Here is a 17,823-nt window from a genome sequence, read left to right on the forward strand (position 1 = left end):
ATTAGCGCGGTACGCCACCGGTCTGGCCGGCAGTCGTGGTCGTCGTGGCAGGCTTCGTCACCGGCTTTGCAGGACCGGCGATCGCCGGGCGAACCGCACCGTTCGACGCCAGGAAGCCGAGCACGTCGTTCGAGAAGGCCGACAGGTCCTCTGCGATCGACTTGTTGCGGCGCTGCAGCCAGTTGTACGACAGAACGGCGGGAACCGCGACGACCAGACCCAGTGCGGTCATGATCAGGGCTTCACCGACCGGCCCTGCGACCTTGTCGATCGACGCCTGGCCCGATGCACCGATCTTAACCAGTGCGCGGTAGATGCCGATAACCGTACCGAACAGACCGATGAACGGCGAGACCGAACCCACCGTCGCGAGGAAGGCGAGACCGCCACCCAGCTTCGAGTTGATCGCGGCTTCCGAACGCGCCAGCGAACCGTGCAGCCAGTCATGCGCCTCGACCGGATCGGTCAACTTCGAATGCTGCTCCTGAGCGGCCAGACCGTCGTCGACGATCTGCTTGTAAGCCGAGTTCTTCTCGAGCTTGGCCGAACCCTCGCGGAGGCTGTTCGACGACCAGAAGGCCTGACGGACGCGCTTGCCCTGGCCGATGATCTTCTGCTGCTCGAACAGCTTCGAGAACAGGATGTAGAACGACACGACCGACATCAGCACGAGGATGCCGAACACGGTCTGCGAAATCAGGCCGCCCTCGCGGAGTGCGGCTTGCAGGCCGTACGGGTTGGCGTCGGCTGCGGCGGGCGCTGCCGCTGCAAGAATGGTGGTGATCATGTTCGGTTAGTCCTCTGACTATAGTCTATGTCTGAAACGAAAGGTGCAGCGTAAACTGACCAGAGTATCGGGCCCAAATCATCAGGCCCGATAATCCCTGGCCCAAATCACTGAGGCGGGATCTTCCACGTCACGCGACGCGAAGAGCTCGACCGGATCGGATTGCCCGCCGTGTCCACTGCCGGCGAATACCGACCACGCCGGGTGATCGCGGCGCAAGCGGCCCGATCCAGCGCGGACGATCCGCTCGACGATGTGACTCGGCAGTTCTCGACGCGACCCTGGGTGTTGATGTCCCAGGCGATCCCGACGGTGCCTTCTTCCTCGGCACGCAGCGAACTCGGCGGATAATCGTCCGTCGAAACCCACTGCGCAGGATCACCCTTCGCACCGGCTGCCTTGCTGACCACCGGAGCGGGCGGCGCTGGTGCCACCGCCGGCGACGGCGGAGCCGGCGGAGCCGTCGGCTGGAACTTCGGGATGATGCTCGACGTCGTCAGCGCGGGCGCTGGCTGCGGCGTTACAACGACCGGCGGCGGCGTCACGACCGTGGTCGGTGGCGGCGGCAGGTTGGGCTGGTCAGGCGGCGGCGGCGGGGGCTCGTCGGGCGGAGGCGGCGGCGGTGGCGGCTCCACGTCGAACGTCGTCATCTTTTCTTGGGCCTTTTTCACGTACTGATACGCGAGGCCCGTGACGAAAGCGTAGCCCAAGGCCGCATGAATCAGCGCGACGATCACGATCGCGACGATTTTGCCTCCGGACATCTTCTGGTCAGTATAGGCCATTCAGAAACGACACTCCCTTAATCTGCCTGCTCCGTACGCACGTGTTCGCACCAAGTGCGCGACGCATACGTCTGCCGTTGGCCGGAATAACCACGGGGCAGTACCCGAGTCCTATCGCCACGTTCCGCGACACGCAAACGCTTTGTCGGACGCAACAAACGTACAACCTCGGGATGGCAGAATTATTTCTGTATCGTTCAGCTCCGATGGCGTAGCGCAAAGCGATGAAAATCTCCTTTCACGTTACGGCTTGCGTCGGCATCATCGCTTTGGCGGCGGGACCGATTTCTGCGTCCCAGACCGCCGTTTCCCCCGGTTATCCGACAAATGCGGCGTCATCCGGCCCGTCGTCCGCGGCATCGCCCTTCCAATATTCCGACCTTGCCGATCTCGTGCTGTCGGCGCCCGTGATCGCCGACGCGACTGTCCGATCGACCGCAAGGATCAAGCCGTCGGAGGCACCTGGTCTCACTTCGGGACAGGTTAGACTTTATGTCGAGGTCGATGTCGGGACGCTGATCCGTGGCGCAAACGGCCTGCCACCCCGAATCGGCTACCTGCTCGACGTCGCCCCCGACGCGCGCGGCCGCATACCCAAATTCAAGAAGGCGCGGGTGTTGCTGTTCGCACGGCCGGTCGCCGGCTCGGTCAACCAAGTGCAGCTCGTCGCGCCGGATGCGCAGATCGACTGGACACCCGCCGCACAGGCCACCGTCCGCCAGATCGCGGAAGCGGCCCTGGCGACCGACGCGCCGCCGGTCATCACCGGTGTCGGCAATGCCTTCCACGTGGCCGGCGCGCTGCCCGGCGAGGGCGAAACGCAGATCTTCCTGACGACCGCCGACCAACGCCCCGTGTCGCTCTCGATCCTGCGTCGCCCCGGCGAGCAGCCGCGCTGGGCGGTGGCGCTGAGCGAGATCGTCGACGAATCGGCCGCACCGCCCAAGCCAGAGACTTTGCTGTGGTATCGCCTGACGTGCGCACTGCCGTCGACGCTTCCGGACCACAGCACCACGTCGCTCGAAGCCGCCGACGCGGTCGTCGCGCGCGAGGACTATGCCTTCGTGCTGAAGGCGCTCGGCCCCTGCGGTCGAACGCGCAAACTCTAGCCGAGCCCAGGCGGGCGGACGTCGATGATCTGACCGGTGGTCGATCGGGCGTGGTCGAGGAAGACCGCCGCGGCATCGACATCGTCCTCGCGCGCGCCCTCCTCGGCAAATACCGCGTTGACCCGGCAGTCCGGCGCGCGCTCGATCGCCAGCGGTGGGATCGCAGCGCGCGCCAACGCAGTCCACAGCGCGTTCGCGGATGCCTGTACGACGACGACGATCGACTCGGCCTCGGCACGCCGGATCAGCGAGACGATATCGCCGTCCGATTCGAGAGTCAGCCGCACCATTCGGCCCCGCGGATCAGCGGCGATGGCGGACGAGAGTCACGCCGATCGCTTCGTCCGCCTCGGCGATCGCCAGCTTCACGATCTTCACTTGGACGCGGAGCACCCGCGCATCCTGCAGGAACAGCGTCTCGCAGATATGATCCGCGACGCCTTCGATCAGCGTGAAATGCACGCCGGGCGGCAGCGCGGTGGTCGCCGCGTTCTTCAGGTCGAGGTAATTCTTCGACGCCGACAGCGGCGTATCCGGGGCGAAGTGCTTCGGGCAGACCATGTCGACGGTCAGCGAGATCCGCAGCGGCTGCGGCAGGTGCGTCTCCTCCGAATAGATGCCGGTCAGGACCTGCACTTCGAGATCGTGGACTTCGAGTTGAAGACTGTCTTCCATCGCCGCGCCTCTAGCAGACGCACGCCGAGATGAAAGTCGGCTCTTCGCCGGGGCGATGCGATGCCGATCCCCTACGCGAGTCTCACCCCCGGTTATACTTGCGTTCAGGCTCGCCAAGGCTAAAGCGCGCTGCCCTCGCCGTTCATGCTCGGACGCCATCGGGGCAGGAGATGCCGGTGATTACGCTCGTCCCCCTCGACACGATCAATCCGACCGCGGTCGAGATGCTGCTCGATGCCGCGTTTGGCCCGGACCGGTTCACCCGAACCGCCTACAAGATCCGGGGCCCCGGCAGGCCGATTGCCGCGCTGAGCTTCGCAGCAGTCGAGGACGGCGCGCTGGTCGGCTCGATCCAGTGCTGGCCGATCGCGCTGATCGACGACGACCGCGAGAGCCCGCTGGTGATGGTCGGTCCGGTCGCCGTCGCCCCGACTAGGCAGGGCGACGGCATCGGCCGCGGCCTCGTCGCGCAGGTCCTCGATGCCGCCACTGCGAACGGCCTCGGCGACGCGCTCATGCTGATCGGCGATCCCGACTATTATGGCCGGTTCTTCGGCTTCACCGCAGACCGCACCGCCCGCTGGAACGCGCCCGGCCCGGTCGAGCGCCACCGCCTGCTCGCACGCGGCGAAGCGGTCCCGGACGGCACCGGAATGCTGGGTCCGCGCATGCCAGTCACCGCATCCGCATAAGCCGCCGCTTTACCTAGCGCCCCTGCCCGCCTAGTCCGCCGCCATGCCCATGGATCCCATCCCCGATATCGCCTCGCTCAGCCTCGCCGAGATCGCGCGGCTGGTCGAGGAAGCCAAGCTCCCGCCCGTCGAGAAATGGAATCCGACGCATTGCGGCGACAGCGAGATGCGGATCGCGCGCGACGGGACCTGGTATCATCAGGGCTCGCCGATCGGCCGCCCGGCGATGGTACGGCTGTTCTCGACGATCCTGCGCCGCGAACCCGATGGCAGCCACGTGCTCGTCACGCCGGTCGAGAAGCTCGATATCGAGGTCGAGGACGCCGCCTTCATCGCGGTCGAGATGAAGGCGGAGGGCAGCGGTCGCGACTCGAAGCTCGCCTTCCGGCTCAACACCGGCGACCTCGTCACCGCAGGCCCCGAGCATCCGCTGCGCTTCGTCGAGGATACGGACGGCCCACGCCCGTACCTCGCGGTGCGCGGCGGGATGGAGGCGCTGGTCGTGCGCTCGGTCTATTACGAGCTCGCCGACCGCGCGATCGCCGACGACGCGACTCCCGCCGGGCTTTGGAGCGATGGCGCGTTCTTCCCGCTGGAGCCGGCTGCATGAACCTGACGGAACGGCTGACCGCGGCGCTGGCGAAGGGCGCCGGGTCGCACATGATCCTGCTCACCGGCGACCAGCATGACGGCGATCTCTCCGCGGCCGATACGCTGCTTCCTGCCGCCGTCCTGATTGCGGTGACCGATCGCGCCGATCCCGGCGTGATCCTGACGCAGCGCACCGACACGATGAGCCGTCACCCCGGCCAGATCGCGTTCCCCGGCGGCCGGATCGATCCCGGCGAGGACGTCGTCACCGCGGCGCTGCGCGAGGCCGAGGAGGAGATCGCCCTCCCCCGCGACAAGGTCCGGGTGATCGGCGAGGCCGACAGCTACCGCACCGTCACCGGGTTCCAGGTGACGCCGGTGATCGGGATCATCCCGCCCGATCTGGTCTTCACGCCGAGCGAAGCGGAAGTTGCGAGCGTCTTCGAAGTCCCGCTCGCGTTCCTGCTCGACGAGGCGAACCATGTCGAGGCGACGCTCGAATGGCAGGGCCACGACCGGCATTATTACGAAATCATGTGGAACGAGCGCCGCATCTGGGGCGCGACCGCGGCGATGATCGTCAATCTCGCCCGCCGTCTGAGGTGGTCTTGATACTCCCGGCTGCGGCGTGGCGCGACCGTGACGGCCTAGACGCACTGACCAAGGTTCTCGGCGCGGCGGAGGGCGAGTCGCGCTTCGTCGGTGGCGCGGTGCGCGATACGCTGCTCGGGATCGACGTCGCCGATGTAGATATCGCCACCCGCCTGCCCCCGCAGGAGGTGATCGAGCGGCTCCAGGATGCGCGAATCAAGGCGGTCCCAACCGGGCTCGCACACGGCACGATCACCGCGGTCACCCCCGCAGGGCCGGTCGAGGTGACGACGCTGCGGCGCGACGTCTCGACCGACGGTCGCCACGCGATCATCGCCTATACCGACGACTGGCGCGAGGACGCAGCGCGCCGCGACTTCACGATGAACGCGCTCTACGCCGATCCCGCGACGGGCGAGATCTTCGATTATTTCGGCGGTCTCGACGACCTCGCGGCACGGCGCGTGCGCTTCATCGGCGACCCGTTGCAGCGGATTGCCGAGGATCATCTGCGCATCCTCCGCTTCTTCCGCTTCCACGCGCGGTTCGGCACCGCGATCGACGAAGCCGGGCTCGACGCCTGCACCGCACGTGCCAACGACTTGATGGCGCTCTCGCGCGAGCGCGTTGCGAGCGAAGTGCTGAAGCTGCTGGTCGCGGTCAACGCCGTTCCAGTGGTCGCGTTGATGGTCGAACGCAGCATTTTCCGCGCGGTTTTGCCGGAGATCGATGTGGCTGGGGCCGAGCGGCTAGCGCTCCTCGCCAAACGCGAAGCTGCGGCAGGCATAGCCCCCGACCCGATCCGCCGCCTCGCGATGACGATCGCTCCCGCTGCGGCCGAAGCCGTCGGCGCACGTCTGAAGCTCTCTAACACCGACCGCAAACGCCTGATCGCCGCCACCGCCGGGCCCGGCACCGAAGGCCCGCAGGCACTCGCCTACCGCACCGGGATGACCGTCGCGATCGACCGCCTCCTGATCGCCGGTGAAGACGTCTCGGCCATTAAAGACTGGACGCCGCTCGTGTTCCCGTTCTCCGGCGGGGCGCTCGTGGAACGTGGCCTGCGCAGGGGGCCGGAGGTCGCCGCGATGCTTCGCCAGGTCGAGACGCGCTGGATCGCCGAGGGCTTTCCCGACGCTGCGAGGGTCGCGGTCATCGCCGACGAAATGGTCGCAGCAGCGGTACTTTAGGCGCTGCTTCCGCCGGCTCCAGCCTTCGCCCCGACGAAAGCCGGGATGACGACGATGCGTTTACCGGGTCTAGCCGGCCTCGGCAGGAACAATCATAGCATACGCCGCATCCGCTTCGAGCGGCCGCGCGTAGAAATATCCTTGCCCATAGGTGCACCCGAGCGCGGTCAGCGTCTGCGCCAGGTCGAACGTCTCGACGCCCTCCGCGGTCGTCTTCATGCCCAGCGCCTGCGCCAGGCTCAGGATCGCGCGGACGATCGAGACCTTGTCGCGGTCTGCGAGCATGCCGGTGACGAAGCTGCGGTCGATCTTGAGCACGTCGATCGGCAGCTTCTGGAGGTAGGCGAGGTTCGAATAGCCGGTCCCGAAATCGTCCATCGCGAGCGTCGTGCCGAGCGCCTTTAGCGCATGCATCGTCTTCGCGATACGATCCGGATCGGTGACGATCGCGCTCTCGGTCAATTCGAGCGTGAACCGGTCGCCCGCGAGTCCGGTCGACGCGAGCGCGGCCTCCACCACCGGTGCGATCGCGTCGCGCTGGAGCTGAATCGCCGACAGGTTCACCGCCAGCCTGACGCCGCAATCGCCGCCAAACCGCGCATCCCAGGCTGCCAGCGTTCGGGCGGCCTCGTCGATCGCCCAGCGCCCCAACGGCACGATCAGGCCGGATTCCTCGGCCACCGGGATGAAGGTGGTCGGGCAATGCCGCTGACCGCTCGCGTCGGTCCACCGCGCCAGCGCCTCGAACGAGACGATCCGGCCACTGGAAAGATCGCAGATCGGCTGATACGCGAGCTGCAGCTCGCGATTCTCGATCGCCCGGCGCAGCGCGGTTTCCATGCTGAACTGCGCGCGCGCGATCGCGAAGTCCTGTGGCAGATAACTCTCGGCGAGGCCGCTCGCCTTGGCGCGCTTCACCGCGAACTGGGCGTGGCGGATCAGCTCGGCGACATCGCTCGCGTCGTCCCCACCATAGGCGATACCCACCGAACACTCGACGCTGATCTCGTAGTCGGTCAGCCGGAACGGCGTGGTCAGCGTCCGCTGGATCCGTTCGGCGAGCGCGTGGGCCTCCTCGCGATCGTCGTCGATGGTCATCAGTATCCCGAACTGATCGCCGCCGATCCGTGCCAGCATGTCGCGTCCGCGCAACGCACCCTTGATCCGCCGCGCCACGGTGATCAGCAGTTCGTCGCCCGCCAGCGATCCCAGGCACGAGTTCAGCCGACCGAACCGATCGATATCGACCGCGAGCACCGCGCTGATGCTACGGTCGGGCACGGTCTCGATCAGTTCCTCGAATCCCTCGCGATTCGGCAACCCCGTCAGGCTGTCGGTCGTCATTTCGCGTCGGAGACTGCGCTCGGTCTGGATCTGCGACGTCTGGTCGATGAAGCTCACGGTGCACCGGTCGTGCATCCAGGCGAACGTCCGCGCCATCGTCACGCGGTAATAGCGGCAATCGACCGCATCGCCCAGCGTCCAGTCGGTATCGATCCGCAGCTGCTGGCTCTCGAGAAACGCCCGAATTCGCGGCCCGAGGTCGACGATCATCGGCGATCGCTCCGCAACCACGCCGAGTCCCGCGAGACGGTAGGCCCGGTTCATCGCAAAGAGCTCGAACGCCCCGTCGATGAGATGGATATGCACGGCCGGAATCGGAATGAGTTCCAGCGCGCGCGAAACCAGATCGGTCGCGGTCGTCAGGTGCGTCGTCGCATCCGGGGCTGTCGATGCCATACCGATTGCATACACGTCCTTCGTTAAGACGAACTGAAGGAACCGCATCGGTTCATTTCGTCATATCGCGTTAAGTCGTTGGTTTACGGTACGCTAGCCAAAGCGATTATCGCGCGGGAACCCGGTCGGTGGCATTCTTCCGGCCGCGCCGCGCGCCGCCCGCCAGGGTCCAAGGTCCGATTCGGTTCTGGTCCGACCGGTTCCGCCGCCCATCGCCCAGCTCAGGCCCTCGGCGAACGTGAACGTGATCGCATCCGCCAGCCCTCCGTCGCGATACCGCTGCAACTGAAGCCCCTGTCCGCGCGTCATCTCGACGAGTTCGGCGAGCGGGAACACCAGCATCTTCCGGTTGTCGCCGATCGCCGCAACGTAATCGTCGTTGGGCCCGATCGGCCGAACGATCTTCAACTGCGCACCCGGCCGCGGCGTCATCACCGTCTTGCCCTTGCGGGTTTCGGCAATCACTTCGGCGCTGCTCACGGAGAACCCACGTCCATCGGTGGCAACGACAAGGAGCTTGGGATGCTTGCTCGCGGGCAGCAGCGCGACGATCCCGACGCTGCCGTCGAGATCGATCATCGCGCGCACCGGCTCGCCGAACCCGCGCCCGCCCGGCAGCTTGTCCGCCGCCAACGTGTAGAACCGCCCGTTCTCCGCCGCGAGCAACAGCTTGTCGGTGGTCTGCGCATGGAATGCATAGGCCGGGCCGTCACCCTCCTTGAACTTCAGCGCCTCCGGGCTCGCCAGATCGTTGTGCCCCTTCATCGCGCGGATCCAGCCGCGCTGCGACAGGATCACGGTGATCGGCTCGCGCTCGATCATCGCCTCGAGCGGGATATCGCGGGTCGGTGCGTGCTCCTCGATCGTCGTGCGTCGTTTGCCGAGTGGGGTCTCCAGCCCGTATCGGTCACGGATCTTCGCCATGTCGCGCTTCATCCGCGCGCGCTGCTTCTTCGGATCCGCCAGCAATGCCGAAAGTGCCGCCTGCTCCTTGTCGAGTTTCTCGCGCTCCGTCTTGATCTCGAACTCTTCGAGCCGCCGCAAAGATCGCAGCCGCATGTTGAGGATTGCCTCGGCCTGGCGATCGGTGAGCGCGAACTCGGCGATCATCACCTTTTTCGGCTCATCCTCGGTGCGGATGATCTCGATCACGCGGTCGAGATTGAGGTACGCGATCAGATAGCCGTCGAGCAGTTCGACCCGGTCGGCGATCTTGGCCAGCCGGTGCTCGGTTCGCCTGCGCAACACGACGAACTGGTGATCGACCCACGCCGCCAACGCCTCGCGCAGAGACATCACGCGCGGCGTGCGATCCTTGTCGAGCACGTTGAGGTTGAGGCTGATCCGCGTCTCGAGATCGGTCAGCCGGAACAACCCGTCCATCAGGATCTGCGGATCGACCGTGCGGCTGCGCGGCTCGAGCACGATGCGGATCTCGGTATCCGATTCGTCGCGCACGTCGGCGAGGATGGGCAGGCGCTTGGCGTTGATCAGATCGGCGATCTGCTCGATCAGCTTGCCCTTCTGCACGCCGTACGGAATCTCGGTGACGATCAGTTGCCAGCCGCCGCCCTTCTCGCGCTCGGTTTCCCAGCGCGCACGGACGCGGAACCCGCCCCGCCCGGTCGCATAGGATTCGCGGATGACCGCGGGCGGATCGACGACGAGTCCACCGGTCGGGAAATCGGGCCCCTTCACATGCTCCAGGATAGCCGCATCGTCCGCGTCCGGCGTATCGATCAGCACGATCGCCGCCTCCAGCAACTCGGCGGCGTTGTGCGGTGGAATGCTCGTCGCCATGCCGACCGCAATCCCGCTCGCGCCATTCGCCAGCAGGTTCGGGAACAGTCCTGGGAACAGCTCGGGCTCGTGATCTTCGCCGTTGTAGGTCGGGCGATACGCGACCGCGTCCTCGTCGAGCCCATCCATCAGGTCGATCGCGACCTGAGTCAGCCGCGCTTCGGTGTAGCGGTAGGCGGCGGCGTTATCGCCGTCGATGTTGCCGAAATTGCCCTGCCCGTCGACCAGCGGATACCGCATCGCGAACGACTGCGCCAAGCGGACCATCGCGTCGTAGACCGACTGGTCGCCGTGCGGATGGTATTTACCGATGACGTCGCCGACGACGCGCGCGCACTTCTTGTAGCCCTGAGCGGGATCGAGCTTGAGCAGCCGCATCGCCCAGAGCAGGCGCCGATGCACCGGCTTCATCCCATCGCGCACGTCGGGCAGCGACCGCGCGGTGATCGTCGACAAGGCATAGACGAGGTACCGCTCGGACAGCGCGCTGTCGAAGGGGGCGTCGACGATGGAGTCGAACGGATCTTTGAAATCGGTGGCCATTGCGCGCAGCGATAGCAGCCGCGAACGAAACGATCAAAGCATGAACGCAACGAACCCTGCGGCGTGCCGCGACGCGACGACATGCCCGCATGACGCGGTCGACCGAGCCCGCTACACCAACCCGATGATCCGCCTCGCCTTTCTCGCGCTCACCGCGATGTCCACGCCCGTCATGGCGCAAACGCCCGCTCCCCCGCCGCCCAAGCTGCTGACCTGGCCAGACCTGACGAAGCGTCCGAAACCGATGCCCGATGCTACCGTCGACTATGGCAGCGACCCGATGCAGAAGGTCGACGTCTGGCTCCCACGCGGCAAGGGGCCGTTCCCGGTCGTCGTGATGGTGCATGGCGGGTGCTGGACGACGAGCATCGCCGATCGCAGCCTGATGAACTGGATCGCCGACGACCTCCGCAACACCGGCGTCGCGGTCTGGAACATCGACTATCGCGGTGTTGACCGCACCGGCGGCGGCTATCCCGGCACCTTTGCGGATGCTGCGACGGGGGCGGATCAACTCACGGTCAACGCGAAGAAGTATAACCTCGATACGCGCCGCGTGCTCGCGATCGGCCACTCGGCCGGTGGTCACCTCGCGCTCTGGCTCGCCGCCCGCCCCAAGATCCCTGCGTCGAGCCCGCTCCATACCGCGCAGCCGCTCCGTATCCGCCACGTCATCAGCCTCGGCGGTCTGCCCGATCTCGAAGCCACCGCGACCAACGCCGACAATGGCTGCGGCACCGAAGTCGTCGCGAAACTGGTCGGCACGCCCACGCCGCAGCATCCGGACGCCTATGCCGACACGTCTGTCCCGCGCCTCCTGCCGCTCGGCGTGAAGCAGGACCTGATCAACGGCCGCGAAGACCGGATCATCCCCTTCGTCATGGCCACCGACTATATCGCCAAAGCAACCGCGGCCGGCGACACCGCAACGCTGCACACCATTCCTGCGACCGGCCATGTCGAACTGATCGCGCCGGAAACGCCCGCCTGGGCCGAAGCCAGACGCCTGATCCTGACCTATTTCGGAAAGACCCAGTGACTCTCGAAGACGCCCGCGCGCTCGACGCGACCGATCCGCTCGCCGCCTACCGCGACAAGTTCGCGCTCCCCGAGGGCGTGATCTACCTCGACGGCAACTCGCTCGGCGCGCTTCCCAAGGCAACGCCCGCCGCGCTCGCCGACGTCGCAACGCGCCAATGGGGCGACCGTCTCATCCGCAGCTGGAACGAAGGGTGGATCGACGCCCCCCAGCGGATCGGTGCGAAGATCGCTCCCCTGATCGGCGCTGGCGAGGACGAGGTGATCATCGGCGACACCACCTCGACGCACCTCTTCAAGGTCTTGGTCGCCGGTCTTCGCAGCACCCCCGACCGCCACACCGTCGTGAGCGAAGCGGGGAACTTCCCCACCGATCTCCACATCGCGGAAGGCGCTGTCGCCTGCGTCCCCGGGGCGCGGTTGAAGGTCGTCGCCCGCGAAGACCTAGCCGCGGCGCTCGACGACGACACCGCGGTGCTGCTGCTCACCCACGTGCACTACAAGACCAGCGACCGCTTCGACATGGCCGCCTGGACCGCGCGCGCGCACGATGCCGGCGCGCTCATGCTCTGGGACCTGAGCCACAGCGTCGGCGCGGTCCCGATCGACCTCGACGGCGCGAACGCCGATCTCGCGGTCGGCTGCACGTATAAATACCTCAACGGCGGCCCCGGCGCGCCCGCATTCCTCTACGTCGCCAAGCGCTGGCAGAACGCGCTCGCCAGCCCGCTCTCCGGCTGGATGGGCCACGCCGCGCCCTTCGCATTCGAGGACGCCTACCGCCCCGCCCCTGGCATGAAACGCTGGCTTGCCGGTACCCCCGCGATGCTCTCGACCGCCGCACTGGAAACCGCGCTCGACCTCTGGGCCGACATCGACCAGCACCTCGTGGCCACCAAGAGCGCGCAACTGTTCGACATCCTCGCCGCCGCCGGCGACGCGCTGGGCCTCAACTGCGTCAGCCCCCGAGACCCCGCCAAACGCGGCAGCCACATCAGCTTCCGCCATCCTCACGCCTACGAACTGACCCAGGCCCTCATAGCGCGCGGCGTAATCGGCGACTTCCGCGATCCAGACATCTTGAGACTGGGCCTCACACCTCTGTATCTCAGCCATGAAAATGTGTGGATCGCTGGCGAAATCCTCCGCGAAATTCTCGAAACCGAAGCATGGCGCGATCCGGCGTTTTCGCAACGGCTTGCGGTCACCTGATTGATCGAACCTCCCAATCCTTGGCCTCGTGGCCTAGTTGGGGACGATGCCCTGCTTATTGCCAGCCATGTGCCAGTGTGATTGATCCAATTCTGTACCAATAGATTTTTAAAAATATTCATCGTCGTGATACGCAGTCCACTATTGCCCCAGGTAAGGACTTTATGATGTCGTGGAGCTGTCAGCAAATAGAGGAGTTTGTTGCCCAACAGAGTGGCGAAAAAACGGAGCGAGCGGTTGAAGGTCCCGCAATTCTTGGAACACATGAGGTATGGCGGGTTTGGACCTTCGCTAATAACGAATACAATGCTCATTACGTTCTCGGAAATGAGTTCATGAATGAGCTGACGCTTTTTGAAAATTTTCAGCCCTTTGCGAATTGGCTCATGAAAGCCTTTAATGCCGCAGATCGCCATAATAGGGGATTGGACTGGCTGCGTAGCACGGTAGCCTCCGTGATAACCTTAACGCTGTTAGCGCTCGTTGTCTGGGCCGTCCTCAGCGGCAAGGCATCCGGCCTAGATTTCAAGTGGCTGGTTGGAGCGCTGGCGACAACTGCTCTCGGATACTTGTTAGGCGGATGGGTCAGAAAATCCCCCTGACATTCCACAACCGTGCGTCGCAACTGGTCATCGAACTGGTCGATCGAGCGCAGCATCTAACGCACGTGCGCCCATTGAAGGCTGACCGTATACGTCATGCCGTTGCAACACCCGCATACCTGATTATCGGCCAAGCAGCGATCCGATTGCACCCCTCGCACCCTTCGCCTATAGGCGCGGCCTATTCCGGCCTCGGCTTCGCGAACGATCTCGCGTAGGCTGGGGCCGCTCGATTTTCACCGCTCGATTTCCAGGGGACCGCGCATGGCTCGCCGCCGCCAGATCTACGAAGGCAAGGCCAAGATCCTCTACGAGGGTCCCGAGCCAGGCACGCTGATCCAGTATTTCAAGGACGACGCGACCGCGTTCAATGCCCAGAAAAAGGGCACGATCAACGGCAAGGGCGTGCTCAACAACCGGATTTCCGAGCACATTTTCACGCTGCTCGATCATATCGGCGTGCCGACGCACTTCATCCGCCGCCTCAACATGCGCGAGCAGCTGATCCGCCAGGTCGAGATCGTTCCGATCGAAGTCGTCGTGCGTAACGTCGCCGCGGGCTCGATCTCGACGCGTCTTGGGATCGAGGAGGGTACCAAGCTGCCCCGCACGATCATCGAATATTACTACAAGGACGATGCGCTCGGCGATCCGATGATCTCCGACGAACATATCGCCGCGTTCGGCTGGGCGAGCCAGGAGGAGATGCACGACATCGCCGACCTCGCGATCCGCGTGAACGATTTCCTGTGTGGGCTGTTCGCCGGCGTCGGCATCCGCCTCGTCGACTTCAAGCTCGAATTCGGCCGCATCTTCGACAACGACTTCGGTCGCATCATTCTCGCCGACGAGATCAGCCCCGATGGCTGCCGCCTGTGGGACATGGAAACCAACGAGAAGATGGACAAGGATCGCTTCCGTCGCGATCTCGGTGGCGAAGTCGAGGCATATCAAGAGGTTGCACGCCGGCTCGGCCTGCTGCCCGAGGGTGCCGACAACGCCGTCCTCGACCTCGAAAAGCATCGCAAGAACCGGGGCAAGTAAATGAAACTCAAGGTTTTCGTGACATTGAAGCCGGGCGTGCTCGATCCGCAGGGCCGGGCAATCCACCACGCACTCGGCAGCCTCGGCTTCGACGGCGTGCAGGACGTACGCCAGGGCAAGTTGATCGAACTGGAAGTCGCCGACGATACCGACGACGCGACCATCGACGGCATGTGCCGCAAGCTGCTCGCCAACACGGTGATCGAGAATTATCGGGTCGAGCGCGCATGAAGACCGCGGTCATCGTCTTCCCCGGCTCCAACTGCGACCGCGACATCGCCGTCGCGCTGGAGGCGGTGACCGGCGTCAAGCCGCTGATGGTCTGGCATGGTGATGCGGATTTGCCGGCGGACGTCGGCCTGGTCGCGGTACCCGGTGGCTTTTCGTACGGCGACTACCTGCGTTCGGGCGCGATCGCGGCACGGTCGCCGATCATGCGCGCGGTCGTCGAGCAGGCGGGCAAGGGCCTGCCGGTCCTCGGCGTCTGCAACGGCTTTCAGGTGCTGACCGAAGCTGGGCTCCTGCCCGGCGCGTTGATGCGCAACGAAGGGCTGAACTTCGTCTGCCGCGACGTCGCGCTTACGGTCGAGACCGCAAGCTCGACCTTCACCTCCGGCTACTCCGCGGGTGAGAAGGTCTCGTTCCCGGTAGCGCACCATGACGGCAATTACTTCGCCGACACCGAGACGCTCGACCGCCTCGAAGGCGAAGGCCGCGTGGCGTTCCGTTACGCCGAGAGCGTCAACGGTTCGGCTCGCAACATCGCTGGTTTGCTCAACGACAAGGGCAACGTGCTCGGCATGATGCCACACCCCGAACGTCGCATCGAAGCGGCGCACGGTGGCACCGACGGACGGCGCTTGTTCGAGGGTCTGCTCGAGGCCGTCAACGCCTAAACCTCCCGACAACCCTCCGTCACCCCTCCGTCACCCCGGACTTGTTCCGGGGTCCACGGTCCCGCGCAATCAATGGCCGGAGAGAGCCCGGAACGGTGGATGCCGGAACAAGCCCGGCATGACGGAGAGGGCGCGGCGGGTCGGGTCGGGTCAAACCCGCGTGCGGAACGGCGAGAAGTCCGTGCCCCGATCATACACATCGACACCCTCGCGGCGCTTTAGCCACCCTACCGCAACATAGGTGAGCGGCGTCAGCAGCACCTCCCAGGATACCTTCAGCAAGAACTGGCTGACCATCACCATGAGCATCGCCTCCACGGGCCAGTCCGGCGCGCCGTAGAACGCGAGCGGGTAGAAGATCAGGCTGTCGAACGCCTGCCCCACCACCGTGCTGCCGATCGTCCGCGTCCACAGCATCCGCCCCTGCGTCCAGATTTTCATCCGCGCGAGTACGAAGCTGTTGGCGAACTCGCCGACCCAGAACGCGCAGATCGACGCGAACACGATCCGCGGGACCTGCCCGAAGACCGATTCGTATGCCGCCTGCCCCGTCCACCCCTTGTCGGGCGGCAGGGCGACGACGACCGCCGACATGAACACCATGAAGATCATCGCGCCGAACCCCGCCCAGATGCAGCGCCGCGCCCGCGCGTACCCGTACACCTCGGTCAGCACGTCGCCGATCACATAGCTGACCGGGAAGAACAGGATTCCCGCGCCGAACGGCCATGCGCCGATGAACGGCAGGTCGATCACCGCGCGCTTGCCCGCGCCGATGACGTTCGACAGCAACAGGATCGTTACGAATGCGGCCATGACGAAATCATAATAGCGGAACTGCCCGCCCGACACGTCGCTCGCGGCGACTCCGATGGCGTCCGCCGGGACGCCCCTGCCCTGATCGATATCCATGCGGCGCATTATGATGACGGTTCCAAGCGCGCGCAATCCACGCTAATCGGTCTTCAGCGCGCGCCCGTAGCTCAGTTGGATAGAGCAAGGAGCTTCTACCTCCTCGGTCGGGGGTTCGACTCCCTCCGGGCGCGCCAATTTCCGCCGCCGATCCCGTATCTCGCGCGGATGATATCGTTACCGTGCCATGTGCGGTCGCGCTCAACGGCGCCTGCTCCTACACGTCGCTGGTACGATATATTCCCGAGGTATACGCAACGGACGATCCTTGCCCCATGCTGTGGCTATGAAGACATCCGACACAATCCCGGTTTACGGCAAAGATCGTATAATTGCGGTTGCACGGGATGGGTCGGAGACAGCATAGCATCCGCGACGGCCAACCGGGGCTTGACGACTCAGCCAAGCAGCATACGGTAACGCTAACAATTTCGGAGAGGATGACATCGTGGACATCGCATTCGCATCGGCGCGGGCGTTGCCTGCCGATTGGGAACAGGCCGCCTTGCTCGGTCGGATCGACCTGGGTGACGGACCGACCCCGGTCATCGTTCGCGGGGGACGCGTATACGACATGTCGTATGTGGCGCCGACCGTCGCGGCGCTGATCGAGGCGGGCAGTTTCGATACGGCAGCCGGCACCGATCTCGGCCATCTCGACGACCTGTCGTTCTCGATCGACGCGGACGCGACGCCGCGCCTGCTGAGCCCGATCGACCTGCACTGCGTCAAGGCGTCCGGCGTGACGTTCGCGGTCTCCGCGCTCGAACGCGTCATCGAGGAACGCGCCCGCGGCGATGCCTCGGCGGCGGCGGCGGTCCGCACGCGTCTCGAAGAACGTGTCGGTGGCAGCATTCGCTCGGTCGTGCCAGGATCGCCCGAAGCGGCCGCGCTGAAGGCCGCGCTGATCGAGGACGGCATGTGGTCGCAATATCTCGAGGTCGCGATCGGCCCGGATGCGGAAATCTTCACCAAGAGCCCGACGCTGTCGACGATCGGCTGGGGCGGCGAAGTCGGTATCCGCTCCGACTCGACCTGGAACAACCCCGAGCCCGAGGTCGTGCTGGTCGTCGACCGCAACGGCAAGACGATCGGCGCGACGCTCGGCAACGACGTCAATCTGCGCGATTTCGAGGGCCGCAGCGCACTGTTGCTCGGCAAGGCGAAGGACAATAACGCGTCCTGCTCGCTCGGGCCGTTCATCCGCCTGTTCGACGACGGCTTCGGGATGGACGACGTCCGCGCGTCGGAGATCGCGCTGACGATCGATGGCGCCGACGGCTACCGGCTCGAAGGCAGCAGCTCGATGGACCAGATCAGCCGCGATCCCGAGGACCTCGTCCGCCAGGCGATGAGCGAGCACCAATATCCCGACGGCTTCGTGCTGTTCCTCGGTACGCTGTTCGCGCCGACGCAGGACCGCGACGAGCCCGGCCGTGGCTTCACGCATGCGGTGGGCGACGTCGTCACGATCTCGAACCCGAAGCTCGGCGCGCTGGTCAATCCGGTGACGACATCGAAGGACGCCGCGCCGTGGAATTACGGGATCGGCGATCTCATGCGCAATCTGGCGGGCCGTGGCTTGCTGGCGCAAACCAAGAACCAGGGAGCGTAAC

Annotated in this window: 19 protein-coding genes and 1 tRNA gene; 13 read left to right on the forward strand and 7 right to left on the reverse strand. The window is 65.4% G+C overall.

Annotated features, from left to right (window positions below; translation table 11 throughout):
* Window position 1: 1 nt before the first annotated feature.
* Both ASG20_RS07420 and ASG20_RS07425 read right to left on the reverse strand, forming a co-directional pair.
* On the reverse strand, window positions 2–787 hold the full coding sequence (locus ASG20_RS07420; protein WP_056050688.1) for a MotA/TolQ/ExbB proton channel family protein: 786 nt from the start codon (window positions 785–787) through the stop codon (window positions 2–4).
* A gap of 107 nt (window positions 788–894) precedes the next feature.
* Window positions 895–1,572: an energy transducer TonB gene (locus ASG20_RS07425; RefSeq protein ID WP_056050690.1), complete on the reverse strand. Its 678-nt coding sequence runs from the start codon at window positions 1,570–1,572 to the stop codon at window positions 895–897.
* Between the two features lie 224 nt (window positions 1,573–1,796).
* Between ASG20_RS07425 and ASG20_RS07430 the strand changes: the two genes are divergently transcribed.
* Complete coding sequence (locus ASG20_RS07430) at window positions 1,797–2,681, forward strand: hypothetical protein (RefSeq protein WP_056050692.1); 885 nt, start codon at window positions 1,797–1,799, stop codon at window positions 2,679–2,681.
* Here ASG20_RS07430 and ASG20_RS07435 read toward each other — a convergent pair.
* Together ASG20_RS07435 and ASG20_RS07440 are read right to left on the reverse strand one after the other, a co-directional pair.
* Entirely contained in the window at window positions 2,678–2,971 is a 294-nt protein-coding gene (locus tag ASG20_RS07435; protein ID WP_056050694.1) for a Rossmann fold domain-containing protein, read from the reverse strand. The genes ASG20_RS07430 and ASG20_RS07435 overlap by 4 nt on opposite strands.
* 13 nt (window positions 2,972–2,984) lie before the next feature.
* Window positions 2,985–3,356 (reverse strand): dihydroneopterin aldolase, encoded by a 372-nt coding sequence (locus ASG20_RS07440; protein ID WP_056050696.1) that lies wholly within the window; start codon window positions 3,354–3,356, stop codon window positions 2,985–2,987.
* A 176-nt stretch (window positions 3,357–3,532) separates the two neighbouring features.
* Between ASG20_RS07440 and ASG20_RS07445 the strand changes: the two genes are divergently transcribed.
* From ASG20_RS07445 to ASG20_RS07460, 4 genes are read left to right on the forward strand one after another with little or no spacing between them, the layout of a single operon-like run.
* The gene (locus ASG20_RS07445) at window positions 3,533–4,048 is read left to right on the forward strand and encodes a GNAT family N-acetyltransferase (protein ID WP_056050698.1); all 516 of its coding nucleotides are present in this window, start codon (window positions 3,533–3,535) and stop codon (window positions 4,046–4,048) included.
* 43 nt (window positions 4,049–4,091) lie between these two features.
* Entirely contained in the window at window positions 4,092–4,658 is a 567-nt protein-coding gene (locus tag ASG20_RS07450) for a DUF1285 domain-containing protein (protein WP_056050700.1), read from the forward strand.
* Window positions 4,655–5,251, forward strand: a complete 597-nt coding sequence (locus ASG20_RS07455) for a CoA pyrophosphatase (protein ID WP_056050702.1) — start codon at window positions 4,655–4,657, stop codon at window positions 5,249–5,251. The genes ASG20_RS07450 and ASG20_RS07455 overlap by 4 nt, the downstream gene beginning before the upstream one ends.
* Entirely contained in the window at window positions 5,242–6,420 is a 1,179-nt protein-coding gene (locus tag ASG20_RS07460) for a CCA tRNA nucleotidyltransferase (RefSeq protein ID WP_056050704.1), read from the forward strand. Before ASG20_RS07455 ends, ASG20_RS07460 begins: the two co-directional genes overlap by 10 nt.
* 69 nt (window positions 6,421–6,489) lie before the next feature.
* Here the strand turns inward: ASG20_RS07460 and ASG20_RS07465 are convergent, their stop codons facing one another.
* Entirely contained in the window at window positions 6,490–8,160 is a 1,671-nt protein-coding gene (locus tag ASG20_RS07465) for a putative bifunctional diguanylate cyclase/phosphodiesterase (protein ID WP_056052758.1), read from the reverse strand.
* Between the two features lie 93 nt (window positions 8,161–8,253).
* On the reverse strand, window positions 8,254–10,503 hold the full coding sequence (gene parC, locus ASG20_RS07470) for a DNA topoisomerase IV subunit A (RefSeq protein ID WP_056050706.1): 2,250 nt from the start codon (window positions 10,501–10,503) through the stop codon (window positions 8,254–8,256).
* 40 nt (window positions 10,504–10,543) lie between these two features.
* Here parC and ASG20_RS07475 point away from each other — a divergent pair, with 40 nt between their 5' ends.
* From ASG20_RS07475 to purQ, 6 genes are all read left to right on the forward strand, one after another.
* Window positions 10,544–11,542, forward strand: coding sequence for an alpha/beta hydrolase family protein (locus tag ASG20_RS07475; protein WP_330218662.1), 999 nt, complete (start codon window positions 10,544–10,546; stop codon window positions 11,540–11,542).
* Complete coding sequence (gene kynU / locus ASG20_RS07480; protein WP_056050708.1) at window positions 11,539–12,753, forward strand: kynureninase; 1,215 nt, start codon at window positions 11,539–11,541, stop codon at window positions 12,751–12,753. The genes ASG20_RS07475 and kynU overlap by 4 nt, the downstream gene beginning before the upstream one ends.
* Before the next feature lie 167 nt (window positions 12,754–12,920).
* Window positions 12,921–13,355, forward strand: a complete 435-nt coding sequence (locus ASG20_RS19340; protein ID WP_156364172.1) for a hypothetical protein — start codon at window positions 12,921–12,923, stop codon at window positions 13,353–13,355.
* Window positions 13,356–13,619: 264 nt separating this feature from the next.
* Window positions 13,620–14,399, forward strand: a complete 780-nt coding sequence (gene purC, locus ASG20_RS07490) for a phosphoribosylaminoimidazolesuccinocarboxamide synthase (RefSeq protein ID WP_056050712.1) — start codon at window positions 13,620–13,622, stop codon at window positions 14,397–14,399.
* Window positions 14,400–14,630: a phosphoribosylformylglycinamidine synthase subunit PurS gene (purS, locus tag ASG20_RS07495; protein ID WP_056050714.1), complete on the forward strand. Its 231-nt coding sequence runs from the start codon at window positions 14,400–14,402 to the stop codon at window positions 14,628–14,630. It abuts the gene before it with no gap.
* Window positions 14,627–15,295: a phosphoribosylformylglycinamidine synthase subunit PurQ gene (gene purQ / locus ASG20_RS07500; RefSeq protein ID WP_056050715.1), complete on the forward strand. Its 669-nt coding sequence runs from the start codon at window positions 14,627–14,629 to the stop codon at window positions 15,293–15,295. The genes purS and purQ overlap by 4 nt, the downstream gene beginning before the upstream one ends.
* Window positions 15,296–15,445: 150 nt before the next feature.
* Here the strand turns inward: purQ and ASG20_RS07505 are convergent, their stop codons facing one another.
* Window positions 15,446–16,207 (reverse strand): queuosine precursor transporter, encoded by a 762-nt coding sequence (locus ASG20_RS07505; protein WP_056052762.1) that lies wholly within the window; start codon window positions 16,205–16,207, stop codon window positions 15,446–15,448.
* A gap of 60 nt (window positions 16,208–16,267) precedes the next feature.
* Here ASG20_RS07505 and ASG20_RS07510 point away from each other — a divergent pair.
* A tRNA-Arg gene (locus ASG20_RS07510) sits at window positions 16,268–16,344 on the forward strand.
* A 311-nt stretch (window positions 16,345–16,655) separates the two neighbouring features.
* Window positions 16,656–17,822 (forward strand): fumarylacetoacetate hydrolase family protein, encoded by a 1,167-nt coding sequence (locus tag ASG20_RS07515; RefSeq protein ID WP_231420289.1) that lies wholly within the window; start codon window positions 16,656–16,658, stop codon window positions 17,820–17,822.
* The last annotated feature ends 1 nt before the right edge of the window (window position 17,823 follow it).

It is taken from the genome of Sphingomonas sp. Leaf198 (assembly GCF_001424005.1).
Taxonomy (GTDB): domain Bacteria; phylum Pseudomonadota; class Alphaproteobacteria; order Sphingomonadales; family Sphingomonadaceae; genus Sphingomonas.